Here is a 19237-nt window from a genome sequence, read left to right on the forward strand (position 1 = left end):
TCGGAACATACGTGGGAGGCGGGACGGGAGGGATCAGAGCGCGCCCAGCTCCTCCCCCGCCCAGCGCGCCCCGACGCCGCGCAGCACGACCGTGCGCCGGTCGTCGTCGGTGTCGCCGGTGACGCGGTGGATCAGCAGGTGCAGCCGGTCGTCGGTCAGCTCCTCGACCTTGCCGTCGCCCCACTCCACGACCACCACGGACTCGGGCAGCGAGACGTCCAGGTCGAGGTCCTCCATCTCGTCGAGCCCGCCGCCTAGGCGGTACGCGTCGACGTGGACCAGGGCCGGGCCGCCGACCAGGGACGGGTGGACGCGGGCGATGACGAAGGTCGGGGAGGTGACGGCGCCGCGCACCCCGAGCCCCTCGCCGAGGCCGCGGGTGAGCGTGGTCTTCCCGGCGCCGAGCTCGCCGGTGAGCATGACGAGGTCGCCGGGGCGGAGCACCTTGGCGAGCCGGCGGCCCAGCTCCCGCATCCGCTCCGGGGAGTCGACGGAGAGGGTGGCCTCGGAGACGGGCGTGGCGTCGCCGGGCACGGGGGGTACGGAGGAGTGCGCTGCTTCCATACCGCCAATCTAGCTTTTGCCGGGGTCCGTCCTCGCCGTCGTCGCCTCCGGCACGGCCCCGGCCCGTACGAGCAGGTCGGCGAGGCGGTCGGTGACGGCCTCCGGGTGCTCCAGCATCACCAGGTGGCCGCCGTCCGGGACGATCACCAGCTCGGCGTCGGGGAGGAGGGCGGCGATGGCCTCGGTGTGGGAGCCGGGGGTGACGAGGTCGCGGTCCCCGGCGAGCGCGAGCACCGGCAGGTCGCGGAGGGCGGGCAGGGAGGCGGACTTGTCATGCTCCGCGAAGGCCGGGTAGAAGGCGGCGACCACGTCGATGGGGGTGGACTCGATCATCCGCTCGGCGAAGCGGGCGACCGCCGGGTCCACGTCCTTCGAGGCGAACGAGTACTTCTTGACGAGCCCGGCGAAGAGGTCGGCCGTCGCCCGGCGGCCGCGCTCGACCAGCTCCGCCTGGGCGCCGAGGGTCCGCAGGACGCCCGGCAGGATCCGCCGGACGGCGTTGACGCCCATGACGGGGAGGCCGTACGTGACCTCGTTCAGCTTTCCGGCGGAGGTGCCGACGAAGGCGACGCCGACGACCCGGTCGCGCGTCAGCTCCGGGTACTGCTCGGCGAACGCCATCACCGTCATGCCGCCCATGGAGTGCCCGACGAGGACGAGGGGGCCCTCGGGGGCGGCGACGTCGACGACGGCCTTGAGGTCGCGGCCGAGCTGTTCGATGGAGACGGGGACGGCGTCGGGACCGGCCTGGGCGACGCCCCGGCCCGAGCGCCCGTGGCTGCGCTGGTCCCAGTGGACGGTCCGCACGAGACCGCGCAGGGCGGCCCGCTGGAAGTGCCAGGAGTCCTGGTTGAGGCAGTAGCCGTGGCTGAAGACGACGGTGACGGGGGCGGGGCGGCGGCGCCCGAAGAGCCGCCGGAGCCGGGCGGAGGCGCCGTCGTCGCCGCTGCCCTCGTCGACCTCGTCGACCTCGTAGTAGAGCACGGTCCCGTCGTCGGCGAGGGCGCGGCCGGGGGTGCCCCGGAGTCCCCCGTAGGGGCCGGTGGCGTCCAGGGCGAGCCGGGCCTTCTGGCGTACGGAACGGCCCACCGTGAGCCGCTCGACGGCGACTCCGGCGGCGGCTCCGGCCGCCAGGACGCCTATCGCGGCACCGGCGAAACCGGCGCGGCGCCAGGTGCCGCTACTGGACTCCCCCACGGGCGCTCCTCCTCATTCGCCCAGGTAGACGCGCGGGACGCGCGCGCCGATCCGGGTGACGATCTCGTACGCGATGGTGTCGGCGGCCACCGCCCAGTCCTCGGCGGTGGGTTCGCCCCGGTCGCCGGGGCCGAAGAGCACGGCCTCGGTGCCGGGCTCGGGGGTCTCCCCGCCGAGGTCGAGCACGAACTGGTCCATGGCGACGCGGCCGGCGATCGTGCGGACGGTGTCCCCGACGAGGACGGGGCCGCGTCCGGAGGCGTGCCGGGGGACGCCGTCGGCGTATCCGACCGGGACGAGGCCGAGGGTGGTCTCGCCGTCGGTGACGTAGTGGTGGCCGTAGCTGACGCCGTGTCCGGCGGGGACCTGCTTGACGAGCGCGACGCCGGCCTTGAGCGACATGACGGGCCGCAGGCCGAGTTCGGCGGAGGTGCCGAGCTCGGGGCTGGGCGAGATGCCGTAGACGGCGATGCCGGGCCGGACGAGGTCGAAGTGGGACTCGGGGAGGGTGAGGGTGGCCGGCGAGTTGGCGATGTGCCGGACCTCGGGGTCGACGCCGGCCTTCTCCGCGTAGTCGAGCATCGAGCGGAAGACGTCGAGCTGGGCGGCGATGGAGGGGTGGTGGGGCTCGTCGGCGCAGGCGAGGTGCGACCAGAGGCCGGTGACCTTGAGCAGCCCCTCGGCCTCGGCCTTCAGCGCCTCCCCGACGAGCTCGGGCCAGTCGGCGGGCTGGCAGCCGTTGCGGCCGAGGCCGGTGTCGGCCTTGAGCTGCACGCGGGCGCCCTTCCCGGTGGCGCGGGCGGCCGCGACGACCTCCCGCAGGGCCCACATCCCGCTGACGGACATGTCGAGCCCGGCCTCGATGCCCTGCTCCCAGGGGTCGCCGGGGGTCCAGAGCCAGCACATGACGGGAACGTCCGTGATCCCGGCGGCCCGCAGCGCGAGCGCCTCGTGCGGGGTGGCCGTCCCGAGCCAGTCCGCCCCCGCCTCCAGGGCGGCCCGGGCACAGCGCACGGCACCGTGTCCGTACGCGTCGGCCTTCACCACGGCCATGATCCGGACGTGGGGGGCGACGCGGGCGCGCAGCGTGCGGACGTTCGCACGCAACGCCCCGAGGTCGATCTCGGCGCGGGCTCTGCGGGGCGGCGGTGTCTCAGTCATCGCGCCCAGTCTCTCAGGTGCACCCCCCGACACCGCTTTCCCGGGCTGTAGCCCCGGTCACCCTCACGAGCGCCCCCTGCTCCCGGCCTGCTCCGACCCGCCCGCCAACACGGTGAACGAAAGGGGGTGTTCCGTCATGAACCCGGGCGAGTCGCCGAAGCGGGTGGGTCGCGGGAGTCCCGGCTCCGAGCCCTACGACGGCGTCATCACGTCGCTCCAAGCACCCCGCAGGGATCCCGCCACCTCCGTCGCCGTCACCGGGGCCGTGCCCGACGAGGCTCGGCGGGCCGCGAGGCCGTGGAGGTAGGCGGCGCAGGAGGCCGCGTCGACGGGTGGGAGGCCCGCCGCGAGGAGGGAGCCCGCCAGGCCGGAGAGGACGTCGCCGCTCCCGGCGGTGGCGAGCCAGGAGGTCCCGGTCGGGTTCACCCGTACGGGACCGGTGCCGTCGTGCACGAGCGTCGTGGAGCCCTTGAGGAGGACCGTCGCGCCGAAGCGGTCCGACAGTTCGCGGACCGCCGCGAGCCGCCCCGCCTCGACCTCCTCCCGCGTGGCGGAGAGCAGCGCCGCCGCCTCGCCCGCGTGCGGGGTGAGGAGGGTGGGCGCGCTCCGGCCCCGTACGACCGCCGGGTCGAGGCCCCGCAGCCCGTCCGCGTCGACCAGGACGGGCACGTCGGAGGCGAGGACGTCCGCGACCGCCTCCCGCGCCCCGGGCTCCTCCCCGAGGCCCGGCCCGACGACCCAGGCCTGGACCCGCCCGGCCTTCTGCGGCGGCCCGGTGTGCACCAGGGTCTCGGGGTGCGCGGCGAGCACCGCCTCCCCGCCGGCCCCGACGTACCGCACGGCCCCCGCCCCGCCCTGCAGCGCCCCGGTCACGGCGAGGACGGCGGCGCCGGGGTAGCGGGCGGAGCCGGCGACGACGCCGACGACCCCGCGCCGGTACTTGTCGCTCTCGGCGCCCGGCACCGGCAGCAGCCGCGCCACGTCCTCGTGCTGGAGCGCTTCGAGGTCCGGCACCCCCGGCAGGGTCGCGTCGAGCCCGATCTCCACGAGCCGCAGCGCGCCCGCGTACGCGTGCGCCGGGTCGACGAGCAGCCCCGGCTTGTACGTCCCGAAGGTGACCGTCACGTCGGCCCGCAGCGCCTCCCCGGCGACCTCCCCGGTGTCGGCGTCGACGCCGCTCGGCAGGTCGACGGCGACCACGACGGCGTCGGAGCCGCGCGCGGCCCGGGCGACGGGGACGGCGTCGGGCCGCAGCCCCCCGCGTCCGCCGATGCCGGTGATCCCGTCGAGGACGAGGTCGGCCCCGGCGAGCGGCTCGAAGGGGTCGTCCGCGATCCGCCCGCCCGCCGCCAGGAAGGCCGCGAGCCCGCCCTCGTGGGCCTTCGCGCCGAGCAGTACGGCGGTCGTGCCCGCGCCGCGCCGGGCGAGCCGGGCCCCGGCGTACAGCGCGTCGCCGCCGTTGTCGCCGGTCCCGGCGAGGACGACGACCCGGGCCCCGTACACCCGCCCCTTCCCGAGCAGCGAGCAGCAGGCGGCGGCGAGTCCGGCGGCGGCCCTGCCCATGAGGGCGCCCTCCGGAAGACGGGCCATGAGGGCGGCCTCGGCGGCCCGGACGGTCTCCACGCGGTAAGCGGTACGCATGGCCAGCAGTCTGCCGCAGGCGGCGGGGGTCCGCCCGGAGGAGGGTTGACACCGCCCGCCGTTCAACTTAGCTTAGGCTTACCTAAGTAGGTCGGATGGCGTCCCACCACTCCGCACGCGCGCGGTACACACAACCTGTCGCCGGCCCTGGCAGCCGCGCGCGCCACACGTCCCGGGGCCCGGCCGTTTCCGAACGGCCGGGCCCCGGGGCGTACCGCTCACCCCTCCGCGATCACCACCGCCGACGCCACCCCCGCGTCGTGGCTCAGCGACACGTGCCAGTGCTTCACGCCCAGCTCCACCGCCCGCGCCTCCACCGTCCCCCGGACCCGCAGGCGCGGCTGCCCGGTCTCCTCGACGTACACCTCGGCGTCCGTCCAGTGCAGCCCGGCCGGCGCGCCGAGCGCCTTCGCGAGGGCCTCCTTCGCCGCGAACCGCACGGCGAGCGAGGCGATCCCGCGCCGCTCGCCGCTCGGCAGCAGCAGCTCCTCCTCGACGAAGAGCCGGTCCAGCAGCCCCGGCGTCCGCTCGATCGACGCGGCGAACCGGTCGATCTCCGCCACGTCGATCCCCACCCCGATGATCATTTCCCACTCACTCCCCGAGCCCGCTCACTCCACGAGCCCACTCACTCCACGGTCACGGACTTGGCCAGGTTGCGCGGCTGGTCGACCTCGTTGCCCCGCGCGGTGGCGAGCTCGCAGGCGAAGACCTGGAGCGGCACCGTGGAGACCAGCGGCTGGAGCAGCGTAGGCGTGGCGGGGATCCGGACGAGGTGGTCGGCGTACGGGACGACCGCCTCGTCGCCCTCCTCCGCGATCACGATCGTACGGGCGCCGCGCGCCCTGATCTCCTGGATGTTGGAGACGATCTTGTCGTGGAGGACGGACCGGCCCTTGGGCGAGGGCACCACGACCACGACCGGCAGGTCCTCCTCGATGAGCGCGATCGGCCCGTGCTTGAGCTCGCCCGCCGCGAAGCCCTCGGCGTGCATGTACGCCAGCTCCTTGAGCTTCAGGGCGCCCTCCAGGGCCACCGGGTGGCCGACGTGCCGGCCCAGGAAGAGGACGGTGTCCTTGTGGGCGAGGGAGCGGGCCAGGGCCCGCACCGGCTCCATCGTCTCCAGGACGCGCTCGACCTCGTCGCCGATGCGGGCGAGTTCGCGCACGACGGCGAGGATCTCGTCGCCCCACTTCGTGCCCCGCACCTGCCCGAGGTAGAGCGCGAGCAGGTAGCAGGCGACGAGCTGGGTCAGGAAGGCCTTGGTGGAGGCGACGGCGATCTCGGGCCCGGCGTGCGTGTAGAGCACCGCGTCGGACTCGCGCGGAATGGTGGAGCCGTTGGTGTTGCAGACGGCGAGGACCTTCGCGCCCTGCTCGCGCGCGTGCCGCAGCGCCATCAGGGTGTCCATGGTCTCGCCGGACTGGGAGATCGCGATCACCAGGGTGCGCGGGCCCAGGATCGGGTCCCGGTAGCGGAACTCGCTGGCGAGCTCGACCTCGCAGGGGATCCGGGTCCAGTGCTCGATGGCGTACTTGGCGATGAGCCCGGCGTGGAAGGCGGTGCCGCACGCCACGACCACGATCTTGTCGGCCTCGCGGAGCACCGTGTCGGGGATGCGCACCTCGTCCAGGGTGAGCCGCCCGGAGGCGTCGATCCGGCCGAGGAGGGTGTCGGCGACAGCCTTGGGCTGCTCGGCGATCTCCTTGAGCATGAAGTGGTCGTAGCCGCCCTTCTCGGCGGCGGAGGCGTCCCAGTCGACGTGGTAGGACCGCACGTCGGCGGGCACCCCGTCGAAGTCGGTGACGGCGACGCCCTCCCGGGTCAGCTCGACCACCTGGTCCTGGCCCAGCTCGATCGCGGAGCGGGTGTGGGCGATGAAAGCGGAGACGTCGGAGGCGAGGAAGTTCTCGCCCTCGCCGACGCCGACGACGAGCGGGGAGTTGCGGCGGGCGCCGACCACCACGCCCGGCTGGTCGGCGTGCACGGCGACCAGGGTGAACGCCCCGTCGAGCCGCCGGCACACCAGCCGCATGGACTCGGCCAGGTCCCCGGTGGAGGAGAACTCCTCGGCGAGCAGATGGGCGACGACCTCGGTGTCCGTCTCGGACGCCAGGTCGTGGCCGCGCTCCGCCAGCTCCCCGCGCAGGGCGGCGAAGTTCTCGATGATGCCGTTGTGGACGACGGCGACCCGCCCCGCGTTGTCCAGGTGCGGGTGCGCGTTGGTGTCGGTCGGGCCGCCGTGGGTGGCCCAGCGGGTGTGCCCGACCCCCACGGAGCCGCCGGGCAGCGGCCGTTCGGCCAGCTCCTTCTCCAGGTTGACGAGCTTGCCCGCCCGCTTGGCCGCGGCGAGGCCCCCGTCGGAGAGCACCGCGACACCGGCCGAGTCGTAGCCCCGGTATTCGAGCCGCTTGAGGCCCGCGACCACCACATCAAGCGCCGACTGACCGCCGACGTATCCCACGATTCCGCACATGTCGGAAGACTACGGCGGAACCGGGCCCACCGGACGGAGCCGACACGGGCTCCCCCCGGAGGGACGGAAGGCGTCAGCCCAGCTTCTTCGCCTGGGCCTCGACCACGGCCTTCGGGAGCTCCTTGACCGCGCCCGCGAGGCTGAACGAGGAGAACGAGGCCAGCGTGCCGCCCTGGCGGAAGACGACCAGCTTGGTGACGAACGGGGAGCCGTCCACGTCCGCGGTCACCGTCCAGGCCAGCGCCTCCTCGCCCGCGGACAGCGTCTCCGGCGCCACCTTGGTGACCTTCGCCTCCTGGCCCTCGCCGGTGATCGCGAAGCCGCCCGCGCAGTCGGTCCCGGCCGCCTTCAGCGAGGCGAAGGCCTCCTGCGCGCCCTGCCCCTCGTACGAGCCGAGCGTCACGCTCGTCACCGGCGCGGCGAGCGCCCCCAGGGCGTCCTCCGGGGAGCCCGTCTTCTTGGGCACCTCGACGGCCTTGCGCTGCACGGACGCGGCCGGGCTGCCGGTCGCGACGAACGCCATGGCGTCGGCGAGCGGCTTGCAGGCGGCCTTGTCGGTGGCGACGGTCTCCGGCTTCACCATGTCGCCGGCCTTGGCCTTCTGCACCTGGTGGCCGGGCAGGTCGGCCTGCTCGACGATCAGCTTCTCCAGCTCGGCGGCGGACAGCGCCTTCGCGGCGGGAGCCGCGCCGGTGGCGGAGGCGCTCGGCGCGGCGGACCCCTTGCCCGCGTCCTTGCCGCCGTCCCCGCCGCTGCAGGCCGTGGCGAGCAGGGCGAGGGAGACGGCGGTCGTGGCGACGGCGACGGTGCGGATGGACGTACCCATGCGTGGTGGCTCTCTGCTTCTCTTCGTGCCGCCGGACGGCGGCTCCCCCCGCGTGAGACCGGGTTGCACGCGGCAGAGGACATGATCGCCCAAGGCCGCGGGCACGACCAGCCCTTTTGCCGCGTGACCGACCCCACCACCCACGGCGGGCCCCGACCCCCGACAATGGCGGTGTGATCACTTCGCCGCCACGAAGCGCCCACGGGGACGGGCACCAGGGCCCCCGCCACGGAAACGGACACCGCCGTCCGTCCGAGGCGACCCCGTACGTCGACCTCACCCGCGCCGAGTGGAGCGCCCTGCGCGACAAGACGCCGCTGCCCCTCACCGCCGAGGAGGTCGAGCGGCTCCGCGGCCTCGGGGACGTCATCGACCTCGACGAGGTGCGGGACGTCTACCTGCCGCTGTCCCGGCTGCTCAACCTGTACGTGCAGGCCACCAGCGGCCTGCGCGGCGCCCTGAACACCTTCCTCGGCGAGAGCGCCGAGCAGCGCGGCACCCCCTTCGTCATAGGGGTCGCCGGCTCGGTCGCCGTCGGCAAGTCCACGGTCTCCCGGCTCCTCCAGGCCCTCCTCGCCCGCTGGCCGGAGCACCCGCGCGTGGAGCTGGTCACCACGGACGCCTTCCTCTACCCGATGGAGGAGCTGAAGGCGCGCGGCCTGATGTCCCGCAAGGGCTTCCCCGAGTCGTACGACCGCCGGGCCCTGACCCGGTTCGTCGCGGACGTCAAGGCCGGCAAGGACGAGGTCACCGCCCCGGTCTACTCGCACCTGATCTACGACCGGGTGCCCGGCGAGCGGCTCGTCGTGCGCCGCCCGGACGTCCTGATCGTGGAGGGCCTGAACGTCCTCCAGCCCGCCCTGCCCGGCAAGGACGGCCGGACCCGCGTCGGCCTCGCCGACTACTTCGACTTCTCGGTGTACGTGGACGCGCGCGCGGAGGACATCGAGCGCTGGTACCTGAACCGCTTCCGCAAGCTGCGCGACACCGCGTTCCAGGACCCCTCCTCGTACTTCCGCCGCTACACCCAGGTCTCCGAGGAGGAGGCCTTCGACTACGCCCGCACCATGTGGCGGACCGTCAACAAGGTGAACCTCCTGGAGAACGTGGCGCCCACGCGCGGCCGGGCGACCCTCGTGGTCCGCAAGGGCCCCGACCACAAGGTGCAGAAGCTGAGCCTGCGCAAGCTCTGACCGCGCCGGGCTCCGCCTCCGTAGGCTCTGCCCATGCTGCATCTGCGGATGATCGTCCCGTCCGACCGCACCCGGGCCGCGACCGACCTGATCGAGTCGACCGTCGGGACCGCCCACCTGGTGGTCCTGCCGGGCGCGGCCCGTGACCCGGCCGGGGACCTGGTGACGTGCGACGTGGCCCGCGAGGCGGGCGACGAACTCCTGCGCGAGCTGCGCGGCCTCGGCCTCGTCGAGGACGGTTCGATCGCCGTCCAGAACATCGACCTGTCGCTGTCCGAGCGGGCCGACGCCGCCGAGCGGGAGGCGCCCGGCGAGGCCGCCGACGCGGTGCTCTGGGAGGAGCTCACGGAGGCGACGCACGAGGAGTCGACGCTCTCGGTCACGTACTGCGCGTTCATGGTCCTGGCCACCATGATCGCGGCATGCGGCGTCGTCCTGGACAACGCGATCCTGATCGTGGGCGCGATGGCGGTCGGCCCGGAGTTCGGCCCGCTCGCCGGGATCTGCACGGCGGTGGTGCGGCGCGCCCCGAGGCTGGCCGCGCGCTCGCTGCTCGCGCTGTTCGTGGGCTTCGCGGTGGCCATCGCGGCCACCACGCTGTTCAGCCTGGCGATGGACGCGCTCGACCTGTTCAGCCGGGCCCAGCTGGAGGCGGACCGCCCCAACACCCGCTTCGTCTGGCAGCCCGACCCGTTCTCCTTCGTCGTGGCGCTGCTCGCGGGCGCGGCCGGCACCCTCTCCCTGACCTCCGCCAAATCGGGGGCCCTGGTGGGCGTGGCGATCTCGGTGACGACGGTCCCGGCGGGCGCGAACGCGGCGGTGGCGCTCGCCTACGGCGACCTGGGCCAGATGTGGGGCTCGGTCGAGCAGCTGGCGCTCAACCTCTTCGGCATCGCCCTCGCCGGGACGGCGACGCTGTACGCGCAGCGGGCCCTGTGGGACACCCAGCGCGGCCGCTGGCGCCGCCCGTCGCGCAAGGGCCGCTGACGGAGAAGGCCCCGCCGTACCGGAGTCCGGTGCGGCGGGGCCGTTCCCGCATGACGGTGCCTCAGGAAGGCTAGCCCAGAGCGGACTTCACGACGTCCGCGAGGCGCTGCGCGACCGACCGGGCCTGCTCGATGTCGGCGGCCTCGACCATGACGCGGACCAGCGGCTCGGTGCCCGAGGAGCGGAGCAGCACCCGGCCGGTGGAGCCGAGCTCGCGCTCGGCCTCGGTGACGGCGGCGGCCAGCTCGCCGGAGGTGGTGACGCGCGACTTGTCGACGTCCTTGACGTTGATGAGGATCTGCGGCAGCCGCTCCATCACCCCGGCGAGGTCCGCGAGGGACTTGCCGGTGGCGGCGACCCGGGCGGCCAGCATGAGGCCGGTGAGGGTGCCGTCGCCGGTGGTGGCGTGGTCGAGCACGATGACGTGGCCCGACTGCTCGCCGCCGAGCGCGTAGCCGTGCTCCTTCATGGACTCCAGGACGTAGCGGTCGCCGACCGCCGTCTGGACGAGGTTCAGGCCCTCGCGCTCCATGGCGAGCTTGAAGCCCAGGTTGGACATGACGGTCGCGACGACCGTGTCGCCGCGCAGGGTCCCGGCCTCGCGCATGGCGAGGGCGAGCACGGCGAGGATCTGGTCGCCGTCGACCTCGTTGCCCGCCGCGTCCACGGCGAGGCAGCGGTCGGCGTCGCCGTCGTGGGCGACGCCCAGGTCGGCGCCGTGCTCGACCACGGCGGCCCGGAGCAGGTCGAGGTGGGTGGAGCCGCAGCCGTCGTTGATGTTGAGGCCGTCCGGCTGGGCGCCGATGGTGATCACCTCGGCGCCGGCCCGGGCGAAGGCCTCGGGCGAGACGCGGGAGGCGGCGCCGTGGGCCTCGTCCAGGACGACCTTCAGACCGTCGAGCCGGTTGGGGAGGACCGCGATGAGGTGGGCGACGTACGTGTCGAAGCCCTCGTCGTAGTCGCGGACGCGGCCGACGCCGGCCCCGGTCGGACGGTCCCAGGGCGCGCCGGTGCGGTGCTCCTCGTACACGGCTTCGATCTTGTCCTCCAGTTCGTCGGCCAGCTTGTGGCCGCCGCGCGCGAAGAACTTGATGCCGTTGTCGGGCATGGCGTTGTGGCTCGCGGAGAGCATCACGCCGAGGTCGGCGCCGAGGACGCCGGTGAGGTGGGCCACGGCCGGGGTCGGCAGGACGCCGACGCGCAGCACGTCGACGCCGGCGCTGGCGAGGCCGGCCACGACGGCCGCCTCCAGGAACTCTCCGGACGCGCGCGGGTCGCGCCCGACCACGGCGGTCGGCCGATGCCCCTCGAAGGTGCCCGCCTCGGCGAGCACGTGCGCCGCCGCCACGGACAGGCCGAGCGCCAGCTCCGCCGTCAGATCCGCGTTGGCGACGCCGCGTACGCCGTCCGTGCCGAAGAGTCGTCCCACAGCTGTCCTCCGAGAATGCGTGCCCGAGCTTATGAAAGAGCGTATGAAAAAACGTACGCCCCGACGGCACGGGCAGTGCCGCCGGGGCGTACGGAATGCAGACCGAGCAGGCGATTAACGCTTGCTGTACTGCGGGGCCTTGCGGGCCTTCTTGAGACCGGCCTTCTTGCGCTCGACCGCACGGTCGTCGCGGGAGAGGAAGCCGGCCTTCTTCAGCGCCGGGCGGTTGTTCTCGACGTCCGCCTCGTTCAGCGCACGGGCCACGCCGAGGCGCAGGGCGCCGGCCTGACCGGAGACACCGCCACCCGCGATGCGGGCGATGACGTCGTAGCGGTTGTCGAGCTCGAGCACCTTGAAGGGCTCGTTGACTTCCTGCTGGTGCACCTTGTTGGGGAAGTAGTCCTCAAGGGTGCGACCGTTGATCTTCCACTTGCCGGTGCCCGGAACGATCCGGACGCGGGCGATGGCGTTCTTGCGACGGCCCAGGCCGGCGGCCGGCTGCGGGTCGCCGAAGCGGGACGCGAGCGACTCGGAGGTGTACTCACCCTCGACGAGCTCGGTCTCGGTGGTGTACTCCTCGACGCCCTCGAACTCGTCGACGGGGGTCTCGGGGGTGGTCTCGGCCACGATGCTCCTCAGATTTCTTTCGTTCTTAGGGGGTGTGGCCGGAACTACTGCGCGACCTGGGTGATCTCGAACGGGACCGGCTGCTGAGCAGCGTGCGGGTGGTTCTCGCCCGCGTAGACCTTCAGCTTCGAGAGCATCTGACGGCCCAGGGTGTTCTTGGGGATCATGCCCTTGATGGCCTTCTCGACGGCCTTCTCGGGGTTCTTGTCCAGCAGCTCGTCGTAGCGGACGGAGCGCAGACCGCCCGGGAAGCCGGAGTGGCGGTACGCCAGCTTCTGGGTCTTCTTGTTGCCGGACAGGTGGACCTTGTCGGCGTTGATGATGATGACGAAGTCGCCCATGTCCATGTGGGGCGCGTACACCGGCTTGTGCTTGCCTCGCAGGAGGTTCGCGGCCGTGGTCGCGAGACGGCCCAGGACAACGTCCTGCGCGTCGATGATGTGCCACTGGCGAGTGACATCGCCGGGCTTGGGGCTGTACGTACGCACTTCGTAGCCTTCGCTTCTTCAGTGGATGGAGTCCAGACACACCTGAAGCGATCATGCAGCTGGGGCCTGCACTGCCGGGAACGACGCCCGTATGCGAGCCACTGGTAACTGCTCCAGGGAACCTGCGCAAGGGCCTCTCGCCGGAGACCGGCGAAGCCACTACGCATAACAAACCGCAACAGTACCCGCGCCACCCCGGACGGGTCAAAACGCGCGGGGCCCGCCGCACCGCCTCTACCGCGCCCGGTCCCCTGCCACGTCCGCGTCCCCTACCGCGCCCGGTCGACCCGTCGCTCGTCCCACACCGGCTCGCTCGTCTCCCGTACGACCCCGTCGGAGCCGAAGACCAGGAACCGGTCGAAGCTCTTCGCGAACCAGCGGTCGTGCGTGACGGCCATCACCGTCCCCTCGTACGACTCCAGACCGTCCTGGAGCGCCTCGGCCGACTCCAGGTCCAGGTTGTCCGTCGGCTCGTCGAGGAGCAGCGCCGTCGTCCCCGCCAGTTCGAGCAGCAGGATCTGGAAGCGGGCCTGCTGGCCGCCCGAGAGCTTGTCGAAGGGCTGGTCGCCCTGGCGCTCCAGCTCGTACCGGCGCAGCACGGACATCGCCCCGCCCCGGTCCTTGGAGTGCTCCGACCACAGGATGTCGACCAGCGGGCGCCCGGCCAGCTCCGGATGGGCGTGGGTCTGCGCGAAGTGACCGGGCACGACCCGGGCGCCCAGCTTCCACGTCCCCGTGTGCGCGACCGACCCGTCCCCGGCGAGCAGCCGCAGGAAGTGCGACTTGCCGGAGCCGTTCGAGCCGAGGACGGCCACCCGCTCCCCGTAGAAGACCTCCAGGGAGAACGGCTTCATCAGACCGGTCAGCTCAAGGTTCTCGCAGGTCACGGCCCGCACCCCGGTCCGTCCGCCGCGCAGCCGCATCCGGATGTCCTGCTCGCGCGGCGGCTCCGGCGGCGGCCCGGCCTCCTCGAACTTCCGCAGCCGGGTCTGCGCCGCCGCGTACCGCGAGGCCATCTCGTGGCTGACCGCGGCCGCCTGCCGCAGGTTCACCACGAGCTTCTTCAGCTGGGCGTGCTTCTCCTCCCAGCGCCGCTTCAGCTCCTCGAAGCGGGCGAACCGCTCGCGCCGCGCGTCGTGGAAGGTGTCGAAGCCGCCGCCGTGCACCCACACGTCCGAACCGGCCGGACCGGGCTCGACCGCGACGATCTTCTGCGCGGCCCGGGAGAGCAGCTCCCGGTCGTGGGAGATGAAGAGCACGGTCTTGCGGGTCTCCCGCAGCCGCTCCTCCAGCCACCGCTTGCCGGGCACGTCGAGGTAGTTGTCCGGCTCGTCCAGGAGCAGCACCTCGTCGGGGCCGCGCAGCAGCGCTTCGAGCACCAGCCGCTTCTGCTCGCCGCCGGAGAGCGTCCGGGCCTCCCGGAACTGCGCCTTCTCGTACGGGACGCCGAGCGCGGCCGTGGTGCAGATGTCCCAGAGGGTCTCCGCCTCGTACCCCTGCACCTCGGCCCAGTCGGAGAGCGCCTGCGCGTACCTCATCTGCGCGGCCTCGTCGTCGACGGTCATGATCAGGTGCTCGGCCTCGTCCACCGCCTTCGCGGCCTCCCGGATGCGCGGCTGCGCGACCGAGACGAGCAGGTCGCGGACGGTCGACCCGTCCCGTACGGAGCCGACGAACTGCGGCATCACGCCGAGGCCGCCGCTGACGGTGACGGAGCCGCCGTGCGGCTGGAGCTCTCCGGCGATCATCCGGAGGAGCGTGGTCTTGCCGGCGCCGTTGGCCCCGACGAGGGCGACGACGGCCCCCTCCCCCACCCGGAAGGAGGCGTCCCCGAGCAGGACCCTCCCGTCGGGAAGGTAGTACTCAAGATGTGCGGCCTCGACGTGTCCCATGAGGTGCATTGTCGCCGCCCGCGTCGGCCCGGCCCAACCGGTTTAGGATGCGCGGCATGAGCTTTGGGGGACCGCAGTGGCCGCAGGATCCGCAGCGACAGGGGCAGCAGGGGTACGGCGAGCAGGGCCGGGGTGCGTACGGACAGCGGCCCGGCGGTGACGGGCAACAGGGCCAGGGCCAGGCGTACGGGCAGCAGGGTCAGGGACAGGGATACGGGCAGGGGGCGGGCGGCTACGGATACCCCGGCCCCCAGGGCGGCACCGCCCCGGCCCCCGGCCCCTTCCCCGCCCCGCAGGGCGGCGGCGGTCCCACCCCCGACTGGAGCGCCCTGGCCGACGCCTCGGCCTCCCGCGCCCGCCGCAAGCGCCTCCTGGCGGTCGGCGGCGGGGTCCTGGCCGCCCTGGTCGTCGGCGCGGTCGTCGCCACCGCCGTGGTGGTCACCGGCAAGAAGGACGACACCGCGAAGAACGGCGGCGGGACCCCCACCGCCTCGGCCTCCCCCACCGAGGCCCCCACCCCCGAGCCGACCTTCTCCTCGGTGGCGCCGCCGCCCCCGCCGAACCCGAAGGACTACATCTCGGACCCGAAGAAGGACAAGGCCCCGCTCACCGCCGAGGGCCTCTTCCCGGGCAAGAAGCTGACCATGAGCGGCCGTCCGTACAAGAAGGGCGCGACCTCCGCCACGACGAACTGCGCGGCCGTCACCCAGGGCGGCCTCGGCTCCGTCCTGAAGGGGAACGGCTGCCAGAAGGTCCTCCGCGCCACCTACGTGCGGGACGGCGTGGCGGTCACCGTCGGCGTCGCCGTCTTCCCCTCCGAGGCCGCGGCCCTCAAGGCCAAGGACCAGGCGACCGGCGGCATCGCACCCCTGGCCGGCGCGGGCGTGGGCGACTTCTGCCGCGCCACGGTCTGCCTGCGCCGGTCGAACGCGATCGGCCGCTACGCGTACTTCACCCAGGCCGGCTTCACCAACGGCAAGAAGGTCACCAAGGCCGACCAGGGCGTCTTCCGGTCGAGCGACGACCTGGCCACCTTCGCCTTCAACCAGATCTACGCCCGCGGCAAGTCCCAGGCCTCAGCAGCAGCCGGCGCTCCCGGGCAGTGACCGCTTGTTGCGCGCCTCCCGGTTCCGGGCGGCGAGCAGCTCGTCGGCCGGGTAGCCGACCTCTTCGAGGGTGAGGCCGTGCGGGCGCACGACGTGCACGGCCGAGTCCCGGACCCCGGCCGCGAGCACCTTGCCCGGCCAGTCCACCGGCCGGTGCCCGTCGCCGACGAAGAGCAGCGCGCCGACGAGCGAGCGGACCATGTTGTGGCAGAAGGCGTCCGCCTTGACGGTCGCTTCGAGGACGCCGTCGGACCGCCGCTCCCAGCGCAGCTCCTGGAGGGTGCGGATGGTGGTGGCGCCCTCGCGCCTCTTGCAGTACGCGGCGAAGTCGTGTTCGCCGACGAGCGCGGCGGCGGCCTCGTTCATGGCGTCCATGTCGAGGGTCCAGTCGTGCCAGAGCACGTGCCCGCGCAGCAGCGGGTCGACCCCGCCGGGGTTGTCGGTGACGCGGTAGGCGTAGCGGCGCCAGATCGCGGAGAAGCGGGCGTTGAAGCCGCCGGGGGCCTCGGTCAGGGACCAGATCCGCACGTCGTGCGCGAGGCGGCCGGCGAGCCGCCGCAGCAGCTTGTCGCGGTGCTCCTCCCACAGCTCCACGGGCAGGTCGACGTGGGCGACCTGCCCGCGCGCGTGCACGCCGGCGTCGGTCCGCCCGGCGACGGTCAGCTCGTACGTCTCCTTGGACCGGGTCACGGTCCGCAGGGCGTCCTCGATGTCCCCCTGGACGGTCCGCTGCCCGTGGGCCTGCTTGGCCCAGCCGGAGAAGTCCTTGCCGTCGTACGAAAGGTCCATCCGGACCCGTACGAAACCGTCCTGCACGTCGTCGCTCACGCGGAGATCCTCTCAAACACACGGGAACGGGCCCGCACCCCAGGGGGTACGGGCCCGCACACGAAACAGCCGGAAAAACGCTTACGCGTCCTTCACGTTTCTTACTTGGTCGAGTCCTCGACGGGCTCCGCCGGAGCCTCGTCGGCCTTGGTCTCCTCGGCCTTGGGGGCCTCGTCGGCCTCCTTGACGGCGCGCTTGGTGGCGGCCTCGGCCTCGGCGACGGTCGCCTTCTTGGCGATCTCGCCCTCGACCAGCTCGATCACGGCCATCGGGGCGTTGTCGCCACGACGGTTGCCGATCTTGGTGATGCGGGTGTAGCCACCCGGACGCTCCGTGTAACGCGGGGCGATCTCGGTGAAGAGGGTGTGGACGACGCCCTTGTCGGTGATCGTCTGCAGCACCAGGCGACGGTTGTGGATGTCGCCCTTCTTCGCCTTGGTGATCAGGCGCTCGGCGACCGGACGCAGGCGGCGGGCCTTGGCCTCGGTCGTGGTGATGCGGCCGTGCTCGAAGAGCGACTTCGCCAGGTTGGCGAGGAGCAGCTTCTCGTGCGCGGCGGAACCGCCGAGGCGGGCACCCTTCGCGGGACGCGGCATGGTGTTTCTCCTTGTGATCTGCACCGGCCGTATGAGGTACCGATGTCAGTGTCCGAGCGGGCGGTCACCCGTCGGAGATCCGGAAGGCCTCGTGGAGGCGCCCGGAAGGGGCGCGGGGCGGAGCTGATGTACGGCTCCGCCGTGTGAGCGCGATCAAGCACAGCTCACCCGCAGCCGGGTACGGACCGTGAGGCCCGAGTTCTCAGTACTGCTCGGTCTCGACGAACCCGGCATCCGCGTCGTCATCGGCGCCGAAGGCGTCCGCCGCGGCGGTCGGGTCGAACCCGGGCGGCGAGTCCTTCAGCGCCAGGCCCATACCGGCCAGCTTCGCCTTGACCTCGTCGATCGACTTCGCACCGAAGTTGCGGATGTCGAGCAGGTCCGCCTCGGAGCGCGCCACGAGCTCGCCCACGGAGTGGATGCCCTCGCGCTTGAGGCAGTTGTAGGAGCGGACGGTGAGCTCCAGCTCCTCGATCGGCAGCGCCAGGTCGGCGGCCAGGGCGGCGTCCGTCGGGGACGGGCCCATGTCGATGCCCTCGGCGTCGATGTTGAGCTCGCGCGCCAGACCGAACAGCTCGACCAGCGTCTTGCCAGCGGACGCCATGGCGTCGCGCGGCCGCATGGCCTGCTTGGTCTCGACGTCGACGATCAGCTTGTCGAAGTCGGTGCGCTGCTCGACACGGGTCGCCTCGACCTTGTACGTGACCTTGAGCACCGGCGAGTAGATGGAGTCGACCGGGATGCGGCCGATCTCCTGGCCGACCTGCTTGTTCTGCACGGCGGAGACGTAGCCGCGACCGCGCTCGACGGTCAGCTCCATCTCCAGCTTGCCCTTGGCGTTCAGGGTCGCCAGGACGAGGTCGGGGTTGTGCACCTCGACACCGGCCGGGGGCGCGATGTCGGCGGCGGTGACCAGACCCGGGCCCTGCTTGCGCAGGTACATCACGACCGGCTCGTCGTGCTCCGAGGAGACGACCAGCTGCTTGATGTTCAGGATGAGGTCGGTGACGTCCTCCTTGACGCCGGGCACGGTGGTGAACTCGTGCAGGACGCCGTCGATGCGGATGCTGGTGACGGCGGCACCCGGGATCGAGGAGAGGAGGGTACGGCGGAGGGAGTTGCCGAGGGTGTAGCCGAAGCCCGGCTCCAGCGGCTCGATCACGAACCGGGAGCGGAACTCGTCGACGACCTCTTCGGTCAGCGACGGACGCTGAGCGATAAGCATGTTGTGTCCTTCAGTCGTGGACGCCCACTATTTGACGTCCGACTTGTACTGCAAGGGTACGGGCGGCACGGCCCCGAGGAGCCGTACCGCCCGAAGTCCTGAATCAAGCAGTCCGTGCGTCAGACGCGGCGGCGCTTGGGGGGACGGCAGCCGTTGTGCGGCGTGGGGGTGACGTCCTGGATCGAGCCGACCTCGAGGCCGGTGGCCTGGAGGGAGCGGATCGCGGTCTCACGGCCGGAGCCGGGACCCTTGACGAAGACGTCGACCTTGCGCATCCCGTGCTCCTGCGCGCGGCGGGCGGCCGACTCGGCGGCCATCTGCGCGGCGAAGGGGGTGGACTTGCGCGAGCCCTTGAAGCCGACGTGGCCGGCGGAGGCCCAGGAGATCACGTTGCCCGAGGGGTCCGTGATCGAGACGATCGTGTTGTTGAACGTGCTCTTGATGTGCGCGTGGCCGTGAGCGACGTTCTTCTTTTCCTTGCGGCGCACCTTCTTGGCAGCGCCCTGACGACCCTTGGGGGGCATCTATAACTCCTACGGGAGGTGGTCGGTCCTACAGCGAAGACCGCTTGGTCAAGCGTCCGCTGAGGACTACTTCTTGCCCGGCTTCTTCTTGCCGGCGATGGCGCGACGCGGGCCCTTGCGGGTACGGGCGTTCGTGCTGGTGCGCTGACCGCGGACGGGCAGGCCACGACGGTGGCGGAGGCCCTGGTAGCAGCCGATCTCGACCTTGCGGCGGATGTCGGCGGCGATCTCACGGCGGAGGTCACCCTCGGTACGGAGGTTGGCGTCCACGTACTCGCGGATCTTGACGAGGTCTTCCTCGGCGAGGTCGCGGACACGGGTGGACGGGTTCACGCCGGTCGCGGCGAGAATCTCCTCGGACCGGGTGCGCCCGATGCCGAAGACGTAGGTGAGTGCGACCACCACACGCTTTTCGCGCGGGATGTCAACACCGGAAACGCGTGCCATTCAATGGCTCCTGTGTTCTCGGGGGTCTGC

General features: G+C 72.5%; 19 protein-coding genes. 3 read left to right on the forward strand and 16 right to left on the reverse strand.

The window, feature by feature from the left end:
• Window positions 1-33 precede the first annotated feature (33 nt).
• The 7 genes from tsaE to ACIQD7_RS18550 form a co-directional block, all read right to left on the reverse strand.
• Complete coding sequence (gene tsaE / locus ACIQD7_RS18520) at window positions 34-564, reverse strand: tRNA (adenosine(37)-N6)-threonylcarbamoyltransferase complex ATPase subunit type 1 TsaE (protein WP_202528836.1); 531 nt, start codon at window positions 562-564, stop codon at window positions 34-36.
• Window positions 565-573: 9 nt separating this feature from the next.
• On the reverse strand, window positions 574-1761 hold the full coding sequence (locus ACIQD7_RS18525; protein ID WP_402442770.1) for an alpha/beta fold hydrolase: 1188 nt from the start codon (window positions 1759-1761) through the stop codon (window positions 574-576).
• 12 nt (window positions 1762-1773) lie between these two features.
• Window positions 1774-2922, reverse strand: coding sequence for an alanine racemase (gene alr, locus ACIQD7_RS18530; RefSeq protein ID WP_402442772.1), 1149 nt, complete (start codon window positions 2920-2922; stop codon window positions 1774-1776).
• Between the two features lie 192 nt (window positions 2923-3114).
• Window positions 3115-4563 (reverse strand): NAD(P)H-hydrate dehydratase, encoded by a 1449-nt coding sequence (locus ACIQD7_RS18535; protein ID WP_402442774.1) that lies wholly within the window; start codon window positions 4561-4563, stop codon window positions 3115-3117.
• A 218-nt stretch (window positions 4564-4781) separates the two neighbouring features.
• Window positions 4782-5150 (reverse strand): holo-ACP synthase, encoded by a 369-nt coding sequence (locus ACIQD7_RS18540; protein ID WP_121830625.1) that lies wholly within the window; start codon window positions 5148-5150, stop codon window positions 4782-4784.
• A gap of 41 nt (window positions 5151-5191) precedes the next feature.
• Window positions 5192-7039 carry a glutamine--fructose-6-phosphate transaminase (isomerizing) gene (gene glmS, locus ACIQD7_RS18545; RefSeq protein WP_402442775.1) on the reverse strand — a complete coding sequence of 616 codons (1848 nt, stop codon included), beginning with the start codon at window positions 7037-7039 and terminating at the stop codon, window positions 5192-5194.
• A 73-nt stretch (window positions 7040-7112) separates the two neighbouring features.
• Window positions 7113-7865: a hypothetical protein gene (locus ACIQD7_RS18550; RefSeq protein ID WP_402442776.1), complete on the reverse strand. Its 753-nt coding sequence runs from the start codon at window positions 7863-7865 to the stop codon at window positions 7113-7115.
• A gap of 173 nt (window positions 7866-8038) precedes the next feature.
• Between ACIQD7_RS18550 and coaA the strand changes: the two genes are divergently transcribed.
• On the forward strand, window positions 8039-9058 hold the full coding sequence (gene coaA / locus ACIQD7_RS18555) for a type I pantothenate kinase (RefSeq protein ID WP_402442777.1): 1020 nt from the start codon (window positions 8039-8041) through the stop codon (window positions 9056-9058).
• Window positions 9059-9091: 33 nt separating this feature from the next.
• Window positions 9092-10045, forward strand: a complete 954-nt coding sequence (locus ACIQD7_RS18560) for a DUF389 domain-containing protein (protein ID WP_402442778.1) — start codon at window positions 9092-9094, stop codon at window positions 10043-10045.
• Window positions 10046-10115: 70 nt separating this feature from the next.
• On the opposite strand, the gene glmM is transcribed toward ACIQD7_RS18560, so the two are convergent.
• The 4 genes from glmM to ACIQD7_RS18580 all read right to left on the reverse strand — a co-directional run bounded on the left by glmM (window position 10116) and on the right by ACIQD7_RS18580 (window position 14490).
• Entirely contained in the window at window positions 10116-11474 is a 1359-nt protein-coding gene (glmM, locus tag ACIQD7_RS18565; protein ID WP_161374080.1) for a phosphoglucosamine mutase, read from the reverse strand.
• A gap of 114 nt (window positions 11475-11588) precedes the next feature.
• Complete coding sequence (gene rpsI, locus ACIQD7_RS18570) at window positions 11589-12101, reverse strand: 30S ribosomal protein S9 (RefSeq protein WP_015035601.1); 513 nt, start codon at window positions 12099-12101, stop codon at window positions 11589-11591.
• A gap of 44 nt (window positions 12102-12145) precedes the next feature.
• Window positions 12146-12589, reverse strand: coding sequence for a 50S ribosomal protein L13 (rplM, locus tag ACIQD7_RS18575; RefSeq protein ID WP_015035600.1), 444 nt, complete (start codon window positions 12587-12589; stop codon window positions 12146-12148).
• 269 nt (window positions 12590-12858) lie between these two features.
• Window positions 12859-14490, reverse strand: coding sequence for an ABC-F family ATP-binding cassette domain-containing protein (locus ACIQD7_RS18580; RefSeq protein WP_121830630.1), 1632 nt, complete (start codon window positions 14488-14490; stop codon window positions 12859-12861).
• A 47-nt stretch (window positions 14491-14537) separates the two neighbouring features.
• Here ACIQD7_RS18580 and ACIQD7_RS18585 point away from each other — a divergent pair, with 47 nt between their 5' ends.
• Window positions 14538-15587, forward strand: a complete 1050-nt coding sequence (locus ACIQD7_RS18585) for a hypothetical protein (protein ID WP_402442779.1) — start codon at window positions 14538-14540, stop codon at window positions 15585-15587.
• Here the strand turns inward: ACIQD7_RS18585 and truA are convergent.
• From truA to rpsM, 5 genes are all read right to left on the reverse strand, one after another.
• Window positions 15558-16415 carry a tRNA pseudouridine(38-40) synthase TruA gene (truA, locus tag ACIQD7_RS18590; RefSeq protein WP_402442781.1) on the reverse strand — a complete coding sequence of 286 codons (858 nt, stop codon included), beginning with the start codon at window positions 16413-16415 and terminating at the stop codon, window positions 15558-15560. The genes ACIQD7_RS18585 and truA overlap by 30 nt on opposite strands.
• A gap of 101 nt (window positions 16416-16516) precedes the next feature.
• The gene (gene rplQ / locus ACIQD7_RS18595) at window positions 16517-17011 is read right to left on the reverse strand and encodes a 50S ribosomal protein L17 (RefSeq protein ID WP_402442782.1); all 495 of its coding nucleotides are present in this window, start codon (window positions 17009-17011) and stop codon (window positions 16517-16519) included.
• A 202-nt stretch (window positions 17012-17213) separates the two neighbouring features.
• Window positions 17214-18236, reverse strand: a complete 1023-nt coding sequence (locus ACIQD7_RS18600) for a DNA-directed RNA polymerase subunit alpha (protein WP_004946635.1) — start codon at window positions 18234-18236, stop codon at window positions 17214-17216.
• 119 nt (window positions 18237-18355) lie between these two features.
• Window positions 18356-18760: a 30S ribosomal protein S11 gene (gene rpsK / locus ACIQD7_RS18605; protein WP_003956432.1), complete on the reverse strand. Its 405-nt coding sequence runs from the start codon at window positions 18758-18760 to the stop codon at window positions 18356-18358.
• Between the two features lie 66 nt (window positions 18761-18826).
• Window positions 18827-19207 (reverse strand): 30S ribosomal protein S13, encoded by a 381-nt coding sequence (gene rpsM / locus ACIQD7_RS18610; RefSeq protein ID WP_030209021.1) that lies wholly within the window; start codon window positions 19205-19207, stop codon window positions 18827-18829.
• Between the last annotated feature and the right edge of the window lie 30 nt (window positions 19208-19237).

The sequence above is a fragment of the Streptomyces sp. NPDC093071 genome (genome assembly GCF_044754545.1).
Lineage (GTDB): Bacteria > Actinomycetota > Actinomycetes > Streptomycetales > Streptomycetaceae > Streptomyces.